Source organism: Pseudonocardia pini (assembly GCF_013870575.1).
In the GTDB taxonomy this organism is placed as follows: domain Bacteria; phylum Actinomycetota; class Actinomycetes; order Mycobacteriales; family Pseudonocardiaceae; genus Pseudonocardia; species Pseudonocardia pini.
Genome location: NZ_JACBXB010000115.1, coordinates 1 through 10,324, shown reverse-complemented (window position 1 = coordinate 10,324; position 10,324 = coordinate 1). Strand labels below are relative to the sequence as shown.

Annotated in this window: 9 protein-coding genes; 4 read left to right on the top strand and 5 right to left on the bottom strand. The window is 73.6% G+C overall.

The features are described 5' to 3' along the window. Nucleotides 1-695 (top strand): GntR family transcriptional regulator (locus tag H5J29_RS09760; protein WP_220187201.1); only part of this gene is annotated, 695 nt, incomplete at its 5' end. Between the two features lie 12 nt (nucleotides 696-707). On the opposite strand, the gene H5J29_RS09755 is transcribed toward H5J29_RS09760, so the two are convergent. After that, nucleotides 708-1,484: a LuxR C-terminal-related transcriptional regulator gene (locus tag H5J29_RS09755; RefSeq protein ID WP_181780604.1), complete on the bottom strand. Its 777-nt coding sequence runs from the start codon at nucleotides 1,482-1,484 to the stop codon at nucleotides 708-710. Nucleotides 1,485-1,658: 174 nt separating this feature from the next. On the opposite strand from H5J29_RS09755, the gene H5J29_RS09750 reads away from it, so the two are divergent. After that, nucleotides 1,659-3,164 carry a helix-turn-helix domain-containing protein gene (locus H5J29_RS09750; protein ID WP_181780603.1) on the top strand — a complete coding sequence of 502 codons (1,506 nt, stop codon included), beginning with the start codon at nucleotides 1,659-1,661 and terminating at the stop codon, nucleotides 3,162-3,164. A 145-nt stretch (nucleotides 3,165-3,309) separates the two neighbouring features. On the opposite strand, the gene H5J29_RS09745 is transcribed toward H5J29_RS09750, so the two are convergent. Next, nucleotides 3,310-4,449: an MSMEG_0565 family glycosyltransferase gene (locus tag H5J29_RS09745; protein ID WP_181780602.1), complete on the bottom strand. Its 1,140-nt coding sequence runs from the start codon at nucleotides 4,447-4,449 to the stop codon at nucleotides 3,310-3,312. A 65-nt stretch (nucleotides 4,450-4,514) separates the two neighbouring features. On the opposite strand from H5J29_RS09745, the gene H5J29_RS09740 reads away from it, so the two are divergent. After that, on the top strand, nucleotides 4,515-5,675 hold the full coding sequence (locus tag H5J29_RS09740) for an MSMEG_0568 family radical SAM protein (protein WP_181780601.1): 1,161 nt from the start codon (nucleotides 4,515-4,517) through the stop codon (nucleotides 5,673-5,675). Then, entirely contained in the window at nucleotides 5,672-6,238 is a 567-nt protein-coding gene (locus tag H5J29_RS09735) for an MSMEG_0567/Sll0786 family nitrogen starvation N-acetyltransferase (protein ID WP_181780600.1), read from the top strand. Before H5J29_RS09740 ends, H5J29_RS09735 begins: the two co-directional genes overlap by 4 nt. Before the next feature lie 50 nt (nucleotides 6,239-6,288). Here the strand turns inward: H5J29_RS09735 and glmS are convergent, their stop codons facing one another. The 3 genes from glmS to H5J29_RS09720 all read right to left on the bottom strand — a co-directional run. Beyond that, entirely contained in the window at nucleotides 6,289-8,127 is a 1,839-nt protein-coding gene (gene glmS / locus H5J29_RS09730) for a glutamine--fructose-6-phosphate transaminase (isomerizing) (protein ID WP_181780599.1), read from the bottom strand. A 34-nt stretch (nucleotides 8,128-8,161) separates the two neighbouring features. Beyond that, nucleotides 8,162-8,452, bottom strand: coding sequence for a hypothetical protein (locus tag H5J29_RS09725; RefSeq protein ID WP_181780598.1), 291 nt, complete (start codon nucleotides 8,450-8,452; stop codon nucleotides 8,162-8,164). 116 nt (nucleotides 8,453-8,568) lie between these two features. Beyond that, nucleotides 8,569-10,324, bottom strand: a 1,756-nt coding sequence (locus H5J29_RS09720) for an ABC transporter ATP-binding protein (RefSeq protein WP_181780597.1), incomplete at its 5' end; no start/stop codon positions are given.

The window sequence follows — 10,324 nt, the reverse complement described above, 5'->3', positions numbered from 1 at the left end:
GCGATCCACGACGCCTACGAGCGCGAGCACTTCGGCTTCGAGACGAGCTGCGTGCCGTCATCCTCTCCGGCGAGGCCGCCCCGGGCGAGCCGATCCCGCTCGAGGAGATCGCCCAGGTCTTCGGCGTGAGCCCGATCCCGGTGCGGGAGGCACTGAAGACGCTCATCGGCGAGGGCCTCGTGGACCACCGCCCGCGCGGCGGGTACTCGGTCGCCCGGATCACCGTGGCCGAGCTGTCCGAGCTCTACGTGGTGCGCGGGGTGCTGGAGCAGGCCGCGCTGGCCGCCGCGCTGCCGCTGGCCACCGAGGCGGACCGCGAGGAGGCGCGGGCGGCGCACGCGGCCGTCGGCCGGGCCCTGACCGAGGGGGACATGCCGGGCTACCACCGGGCGTCGCGCCGGTTCCACCTCGCGCTCGTGGCCCCGGCCCGGATGCACCGGCTGCAGCGGATGCTGGAGTCCGCGTGGAACGTCACGGAGCCCTACCGGCCCATGTCCCAGCTGACCGACGAGGGCCGGGCGGGCCTGCACGCGGACCACGCGGACATGCTCGCGGCCTTCGAGGAGGGCGACACCGCGCGACTGCTCACCGAGGCGGTCCGACACCACGACGAGCTCCGCCGGGCCGTCGAGTCGCTCCCCGGCGACCCCGCGTTCTTCGCCGCCCCCGACGACGGCGCAGCTCAGCGGTCGTGAGCGGGCCCGTGACTAGACGATCCCCTGGCGGGTCGCGGTGTAGACGATCTCGGTGCGGCGGCGGACGTCGAGCTTGTCCCGCAGGTTGCGCACGTGGAACTTCACGGTCGCCTCGCTGATCACGAGCTCCGCCGCGATCTCCTTGTTCGACATCCCCGTGGCGAGCAGCTTGAGCACCTGGTTCTCGCGGTCGGTCAGGACCGGCCCGGTGGCGCCGCCCATCGCGCGCTGCTCCCGGGGGTCGCGCAGGGCGTCCATCATCATCGTGGTGATGCGGGAGTCGAAGACCGCGTCACCCCGCAGCAGGGTGCGCACGGCGGCGACGATGTCGGCGGTGTCCGCCCCCTTGCGGAGGTAGCCGTGCACGCCGAGGCGGACGGTGCGGAGCATGGTCTCCCGGTCGCGACAGCCGGTCAGCACGAGGATCCGGGTGCCGCGGTGGCGCTGGAGCAGGGCGCGGGCCACGTCGATCCCGGCGGAGTCGCCGCGGCCGAGGTCGACGTCCAGCAGCACGACGTCGGGGCGCAGCCGGTCCGCCGCCACCAGCGCGTCCCGCGGGGTCGCGGCCTCGCCCACGATCCGGAGGTCGGGCTCGGCGGCGAAGAGCTGCCGCAGCCCGAGCCGCACGATCCCCTCCGCGTCGACGACGAGCAGCCTGCCGGTGCGGACCGCGGAGAGGGTCCCGTCGCCGCGGCCGACCTCGGGATCCCGGCCGGTCGTCGGGGGCACCCGGGTGGTGTGCACGGGGCGGGAGTCGAGGACCCGGATGTCGGCGAGCTCTGCGGTCATCGGGTGGCCTCCGATCGTCGACGGGTCGTTGTCGCGGCGACGGTAAGCTGAATCACGTTGCCCGTTCGTTGCACGCGGGGGCTCACCGGTCGGACAGGCGCAACCTCGCCTTGCTCTCCCCGGTGGAGGTGACCGATGATGAGGCCCATCAGGACGCGGGAAGTCGGGGTGCCGATGCCAGTCGACGGTGTGGTCGAGCGCGAACCGGGCTCCGACCTGTCCGCCTCCGACCGCGCGGGACGCGCCATCGACGAGCTGTTCGAGGCGGTCCTGGACGACACGGGAGACGCCCACGTCCGCAGGCTCGTCTCCGAGTCCTGGCAGCGCAGCCTCGCCGCCGCGATCGACCCCTCCACCCCCCTGCCGCCGCTGCGCTTCGACCCCGCCGAGGGCCGCGCCCGGCTCGACGCGCACCCGCTGCACCAGGTCATGCCGTTGCTGCGGGCCAACCTCGTGAGCATCGCCGAGGAGGCCAAGCACGTCGTCGTCGTCACGGACGAGACCGGCACCGTCCTCTGGCGGGACGGCGCGAGCGCGGTGCTCGGGCCCGCGGACCGGGTGGGGCTCGTCGAGGGCTCGTGCTGGTCCGAGGAGGCGATCGGGACCAACGCGATGGGCACCGGGCTCGCGCTCGGCAGGCCCGTGCAGATCCACTCCACCGAGCACCTGGTACGCGCGGTGCACGCGTGGACCTGCGTGGCCGCCCCGGTCGTGGACCCGGACACCGGCCGGATCATCGGTGCCATCGACATCACCGGCCCGCGCCGGACGATCCATCCCGCGATGCTCGCGCTGGTCACGGCCACTGCCCAGCTCGCCGAGAACCAGATGCGGATGCGGCTGGCGATCGCGGACGAGCGGCTGCGCGCCCGCAACGAGGGCCACCTGGCGAGCCTGCGCGGCACGCCCGGCGCGCTCGTCACGCCGACCGGGCGGATCATCGCCGGGGACCCCTTCGGGTCGTGGCCCGAGCGGGTGGACCTGGCGGGCGGGGCCGACCGGGTGCGGCTCGCGGACGGGCGGGAGATGCACGTCGAGCCGCTGGCCGAGGGCTACCTGCTCACCGCGACCCGGCGCACGGCGTCGGCGCCCGAGCCGCGCAGGCACGCGTTGACGCTGCGGTTCCTCGGGGACGGCAACCCCACGGTGGTGCTCGACGGCGAGTGCCACGCCCTCACCCTGCGGCCCGCCGAGATCCTCACCGCGCTCGCGTTGAACCCCGAGGGCCTCACCGCCGAGCGGCTGGCCTTCCTGCTCTACGGCGACGACGGCAACCAGACCACCGTCCGCGGCGAGATCCACCGGCTGCGCGCGCTGATCGGCACGGACGTGCTCAAGACCCGGCCCTACCGACTCGACGCGGTCGTCGACACGGACTTCGGCAGCGTCCGGCGGGCGCTGCGGGAGGGCCGCGTCGCCGAGGCGCTGCGGGCCTGCGGAGGTCCGCTGCTCCCCCGCTCCGACGCCCCGGAGATCCGCGGGGCCCGAGACGAGCTCGAGGTAGGGCTGCGTCGCGCCGTCCTGGAGTCCGACGACGTGGAGCTCGTGCACGCCTACGCGAACCACCGCCTCGGTAGGGACGACCTGGAGGCGCACGAGCTCCTGGTCGACATGCTCCCCGCGGGCGACCCGCGGCGGGCGGTGGCGGAGTCCCGAGCCGCGAGGCTCCTGAACGAGTGACAGTGCCGTCCGTGCGGGTCCGGGCTGCGCGAGGGGGCTTAGGGCTGCGGCTGTGATCGCACGTTTCGTGCTCTCAGCGCGGCAAGATCGGCGGTTGCGTGCGCTCAGCGTTGTTCAGAGAGCAGTGAGCGCACACAACTCGCGATCATGAGCGGGCCGGGACGAGGTCGGCGTAGATCGCGCGGTGGGCCTCGGCCGCGTTCTTCCAGGTGAAACCGGCCGCCGTGGCCCGACCCGCGGTGCGCAGGGACTCGCGCAGCCCCGGCTCCGTGATCACCCTCGCGAGGGCGGCGGCGAGGGCCTCGTGGTCGCCGACCGGCGGGAGGAGCGCGTCACGACCATCCGTGAGGTGCTCGCGGAAGACGGGCAGGTCGCTGGCCACCACCGGCACTCCGAGCGCCATCGCCTCGATCGGCACCAGCCCGAAGCCCTCTGCGGTCGACGGGTAGCAGAGCGCGTCCGCCGCGCCGTACCAGCCGGCGAGCTCGGGATCGGTGAGGGTGCCGAGCTCGATCACGTCCCGGCCGAGCTCCAGGCCGAGCGCGATCAGCTCGGCCAGCGCCGCCTCCCGGTAGGGCGCGAAGTCCTGGAACGAGTGCCCGCCGACGATCGCGAGCACCGGGCCCAGGCCCTGCGCGCGCAGGCGCGCCAGCGCCCGGAACGTGTGCACGGTGCCCTTGCGCGGCTCGATCCCGCCGACGGCGAGCAGCACGAACCGGTCCGGGCGGGAGACCGGGGCCGGGGCGGCGAACCGGCCGAGGTCCACGCCGTTGGGCACGATCGTGGTGCGCACCCCGAAGTCCCGGGCGAGGATGTCCTGCCACTGCCGTGACACCACCAGCACCCGGTCCGGCTCGGTGATGGCCCGCCGCTGGCAGTCGACGAGGACCGGGGTCGTGAAGTCGTCGACGTGGTGGGCGGTGCGGAGCACTGCCACCTGGGCGCCCGTGCGCTCCCGGGCCGCCAGCGCGGCGCGCGCGGCGATGCAGTCCTGCGCGTGCAGGACGTCGAACTCCTCGATCCGGTCGGCGAGGGCGGCGGCGAGCCGGTCGATGCCGTCGAGGGTGCGCTCGGTCAGCGTGGTGCCCTCCCGCCGCGGGCCGGGGACCAGCGTGTGCGGGAGGTCGACGGGCCGGTAGAGCCGCTCCCCCAACGCGAACAAGTGCACCGGATCGCCCGCGCGGTGCAGCGCCTCGCCGAGCCCGACGGTGTGGACGTGCCCGCCGCGCGGCGACGTCGAGTGGCTCAGCAGGGCGACGCGATTCTCGTTGACGATGTTGCGCACGCGTCCACCATAGTGAATTCTCTGATGAGAGACGACCGTGTCGGATAGTGGAGGAGCTCCCGCGGATGACCGTGACCGACGAGCGCACGAGCGCGGACACCGCCGCGTTGATCATGGACCTGCAGAGCGTGGGCCTGCGGATCGAGACGGACCTGGAGACCTCGCGCAAGGGCGGGGCGGGGCCGTCGGACTCCGGGATGCTGTGGGTCGAGGGCGTCCCGGTGACCGTTCCGCCGAACGCGACCTCCCCCTACGCGCTGCGCGCCGAGGACTCCGGGCAGGCGATCTTCCGCGACGGGGTGAAGGTCGCCGCGGTCTCCGGGACCCAGCGCCCGCGGTTCTACGACCTCGAGACCGCGGACGGCGTGCCCTACCACCAGATCGCGTTGCTGCACCTGGACTCGCTGGCCTCGACCGTGGTCCAGGCCTGCAACTACTGGGGCAACTCCGACCAGTGCGGGTTCTGCGGCATCGGGCTCTCGCTGGCCGCGGGCGCCACGATCGCGAAGAAGACCCCCGAGATGCTCGCCGAGGTCGCCGTCGCCGCGCGGGACCTCGACGGCGCCGTCGACGCCACCCTGACCACCGGCTCGTCGGTCGCACCGGACCGCGGCGCGCTGTACGTCGCGAAGTGCGGCCAGGCCGTGAAGGAGGCGGCGGGGCTGCCCGTGGAGGTGCAGTTCGAGCCACCGCGCGATCTCGCGGTGATCGACCAGGTGCACGACATGGGCGTCGACTCCGTGGGCATCCACGTCGAGTCGTTCGACCCGGCCGTGCTCGCGCGGGTGGCGCCGGGCAAGTTCCGCACCGGGATCGACACCTACTTCCGGGCCTGGGAGCGGGCGGTGGCGCTGTTCGGCGAGGGCCGGGTGTCGACGTACGTGATCCTCGGGATGGGCGAGGACCCGGACCTGACCGTCGAGATGTGCAGGCGGGCCGTGGACATCGGCGTGTACCCGTTCGTCGTGCCGCTGCGACCGGTGGCGGGGTCGCTGATGGAGGACGTGCCCGCGCCCGCGCGGGAGTACACCGAGCCGATCTACCGTCGCGTCGCGGGCTTCCTGGAGGCGAAGGGGCTCGGCGCCGACACCGCGGTCGCCGGGTGCGCGCGATGCCAGGCCTGCTCCTCGCTGAACCTCGTGCAGCAGTCCGGCGGCGCGACTCCGTGCGGCTCCGGCGGCGGGACCCCCGGGGTCTTCCAGATCGGGAAGCGGCCGAGCGCATGACGGCCACGGTTCCGGAGCGGCCGGTCGGCCGGATCCGGCCGGTCCGCCCGGTGAACGTGCTGGTCGGGATCGACCCGGTCGCGGTCCGGCCCGCGCTCGACGGCACCGCCCGGGCCGCCCACCATGCGATCCGGCACGCGGTGTTCGTCGCGGAACAGGGTCTCTTCGACGGCTCCGACCTCGACGCGCACGACGCCCGCGACGACGTCGTCCACGTCCTGGCGACCCACCAGGGCCGCCCCGCGGGCACGGTCCGGCTCTACCCGACCGGCCCCGGCGAGTGGCTCGGCGACCGGCTCGCCGTGCTGCCCGAGTTCCGCGCGGCCGCGATCGGCGGGCCGCTCGTCCGGTTCGCCGTGGAGACCGCGGGCGCGCGGGACGGACAGCGGATGCACGCCCACGTCCAGATCGCGAACGAGCGCTTCTTCCACCGCCTCGGCTGGACCACAGCGGGCGAGGTCGAGACCTACGTCGGCACCCCGCACGTCCCCATGACCATCGCCCTCCACAGCCCGACGACCGAGTGGCTCGCCGGCCCCCGCCAACCCCTCCGGCCGAGATGAACCTCAGTGCTGCGGAGACCATGATCGAACAGCACTGAGGTTCATCTCGACTACTCCACCGTCACGGACTTGGCGAGGTTGCGCGGGCGGTCCACGTCGCGTTCCAGGGCTACTGCTGCGTGGTACGCCAGCAGCTGCAGTGGGACGCTCATCAGGATGCTGTCCAGCTCAGGCTCGCTGCGCGGGACCACGATCGTGCGGTCCGCGAGGTCGGCGGGCAGCTCGCGGTGCGCCAGCGCGATCACCGGGCCGCGGCGGGCGCGGATCTCGGCGAGCGTCGAGGTGTTCTTGTCCAGCAGGTCGTCCGCCGGCACGCAGGCGACGGTGGGTAGCTCGGGGCTGACCAGCGCCAACGGGCCGTGCTTGAGCTCCGCCGACGCGTAGGCCTCCGCGTGCACGTAGGAGACCTCCTTCAGCTTCTGCGCGCCCTCCTTGGCCACCGGCCACCCGCGCCGCCGCCCGATGAACAGCACGCTGTGGTGCGGCGCGACCTCGCGGGCCACCTCGGCGATCGCCCCGGTGCGCTTCTCGGCGTCGAGGATCTCCTCGATCTGCCCGGGCAGGGCCGCGAGGCCCTCCAGGATCCGGCGGCCCTCGGTCGGCGCGAGGTCCCGCATCCGGCCGAGGTGCACCGCGAGCAGCGCGAACGCCGCGACCGTGGACGTGAACGACTTGGTGGCCGCCACGGACATCTCGGGGCCGGCGTGGATGTAGATGCCGCCGTCGACCTGGCGCGCGATCGTGGAGCCGACGACGTTGACGATGCCGATCACCCGGCCGCCCTTGCGCTGCAGCTCCTGCACCGCGGCCAGCGTGTCCACCGTCTCGCCGGACTGCGACACCGCGACGTAGAGCGTGTCCGGCTCGACGACCGGGTTGCGGTACCGGAACTCCGAGGCCGACTCCGCCGTGGCCGGCATCCGGGCCAGGTCCTCGATCAGCTGGGCGCCCAGGTCACCGGCGTAGCAGGCCGAGCCGCAGCCGAGGATCTTCACCCGGCGGAACTCGCGGGCCTCGCGGACGGACAGGTTGAGCCCGCCGAGGTGGGCGGTGTTGAAGCGCTCGTCGATGCGGCCGCGCAGGGTGCGCTCGATGGACCGCGGCTGCTCGCCGATCTCCTTGATCAGGAAATGCGCGTGGTCGCCGATCTCGGCCCCGACGACGTCCCAGTCCACTTCGGACACCTGCTTGGCGGTGCTGCGGGCGTCGAGGGTGAAGGTGCGGTAGCCGCCCGGGGTGATGGTGGCGAGCTCGCCGTCGTCGAGGTACACGACCTGGCGGGTGTACCCGACCAGCGCCGCGACGTCGCTCGCGACGTACATCTCCTTCTCCCCGACGCCGAGCAGCACCGGCGAGCCGTTGCGCGCCACGACGATCCGGTCCGGGTGCTCGGTGTCGACGACGGCGATCCCGTACGCCCCGACGACCTGGCGCAGCGCGTAGCGCACGGCTTGCTCCAGGTCCTCGGCGCCGCCCGTCGCGAACGCCGCGGCCACCAGGTGCGCGACGGTCTCGGTGTCGGTCTGTGAGGTGAACTCCACGCCGTCGGCCTGCAGCTTGGCCCGCAGCTCCTCGGCGTTCTCGATGATCCCGTTGTGCACCACGGCGATCCGGCCCGCGGTGTCGACGTGCGGATGGGCGTTCGCCACCGTGGGCTCACCGTGGGTGGCCCACCGTGTGTGCCCGATGCCGACGCCGCCCCGGAACCGGGCGGGCAGCTCGGCGGCCAGGTCCGCGACCCGCCCCGAGACCTTGTGCACCTTGAGCTTGCCGCGCTGGATCACCGCGACGCCCGCGGAGTCGTACCCGCGGTACTCGAGCCGGTTGAGCCCCTCGATCAGGACGGGCGCCGCATCCGCGCCGCCCACGTACCCCACGATCCCGCACACCTGATGTGTCCTCCTCGAAACTCAGCCTCGAAAATCAGCCGTAGACCAGCCGTCGCAGCTGGCGCTCGGACAGCACCGGCGGCGCGACCCGGCGCACCTCCAGCTCGGCGCGGATCCGTTCGAAGATCCGGTCGTTGTGCAGCCCGCGCCCGCGCAGCTCCGTGTGCCGTCGCCGCACGAACGCGTCGGTGGTCTCGGCGAAGTACGCCAGCACCTCGTCGACGACCCGTGCCGCCTCCCCCGGCGCCAGCGCCGTGCTGCGCACCAGATGACTCACCAGGTCGCCGTGCACCACGCTGGGTGGAGAAGACTGCGGTCCGGGCACAGCGTGACTGTGCCCGAACGACCGGCGAAACACCAAGTTCCTGCCCGATATCGGGCAGGAACCGCGATCGAACGGCCGGATTCCCACCTGCGAGGTCGCCCGCCGCCCGGGCCGCGTTACGCGGTTCGCACGACCGGGTGATCCTCGACCTCGGCGTCCGCGGCCGGTTCGAGCTCGCCCGCCCGCCAGAGCGCGGCGTAGCGGCCGCCCGCGGCGAGCAGCTCCGCGTGCGGACCCTCCTCCACGATCCGGCCGGCGTGCAGGACCACGATCCGGTCCGACGCGGCCGCGGTGGCCAGGCGGTGGGCCACCACGAAAGCCGTCCGACGCGCGGTGAGCCGGTCCCCCGCGGCCAGCACGGCCGCCTCGGTGGCCGGGTCGAGGGCCGCGGTGGCCTCGTCGAAGATCAGGACGTCCGGGTCGACCAGCTCGGCCCGGGCCAGCGCGACCAGCTGCCGCTGCCCGGCCGAGAGCCCCTGCCCACGCTCCCCGACGGGGTGCCGGAACCCGCCGGGCAGGCTGCGGACCAGCTCGAACGCCCCGACGGCGCGTGCCGCCGCCTCGATCTCCGCCCGCGTGGCCCCCGGGCGGCCGTAGGCGATGTTCGCCGCCACGTCCCCGGTGAACAGGTGCGGCTCCTGCGGCACGAAGCCCAGCCGCTTCCGGTACCCCTCGAGCGGGTAGCGCCGGACGTCCACGCCGTCGACCAGCAGGGCGCCCTCGCCGACGTCGTAGAACCGGGACAGGAGCTTGACCAGCGTGGACTTGCCCGCGCCGGTGGCCCCGACCAGCGCGACCGTCTCGCCGGGGCGCACGGCGAGGTTCACGTCCGCGAGCGCGGGCCGCTCGACGCCCGGGTACCGGAAGGTCACCTCCCGCAGCTCGACCTCGCCGCGCAGCCGGGCGGGCACCTCCGCAGCGTCCTCGCTCGGCACCGCGGGGATGGACGTCTTCGTGCGCAGCAGGTCCGCGATCCGCGACAGCCCGATCCGGGCCTGCTGGTAGCCGTCGAACACCTGCGACAGCTGCTGCACCGGTGCGAAGAACAGGCCCAGGTACAGCAGGAACGCGGTGAGCACGCCCGGTGTGAGGTCGCCGGACGCGACCCGCGCGGCACCCACGCCGAGCACCGCGGCCTGCGCGATGTCGGACAGGAACGCGACGCCGGGGAAGTACGTGGCGATGTAGCGCTGCGCCCGGATCCGGGTCTGCCGGTAGGCCTCGCTCCGGGCGGTGAACACCTCCGCGCTGCGCTCCTCGCGCACGAACGCCTGCGCCACGCGCACGCCGGTGACGTTCTCCTGCATGTCCGCGTTGACGATGCTGACCCGTTCGCGCGCCTCCGCGTACGCCCGCGAGGAGAGCCGCCGGAAGACCACCGTGGCCGCCACCAGGACCGGCAGCACGGCGAGTGCGACCAGCGCCAGCTCGGTGTCCGTGACCAGCAGTGCCACCGCCACGCCGACCAGGGTCAGCAGGCTGACCACCGCCTGGGCGAGGCCGGTCTGCAGGAACGTGGACAGCGCGTCGACGTCCGTGGTCATCCGGGTCATGATCCGACCGGACAGCTCGCGCTCGTAGAAGTCCAGGCCCAGCCGCTGCAGGTGCGCGTAGCTGCGGATGCGCAGCAGGTAGAGCAGGCTCTCCCCGGCCCGGGCGGTGACGACCGTCTGGAACCCGACGACCACGGCGTCGGCCAGCACGATCCCGATGCCGACCAGGGTGGCGACCAGCAGGACCCGGGTGGATCCCGCGGTGATCCCGCCGTCGACGGCGAACCCCGCGACCGAGGGGAAGGCGAGGGTCGCCAGCGCGTCGAGCGCCACGAGGAGCATGCCCAGGGCGAGGGTCCAGCGCACGGGCCGGAGCAGC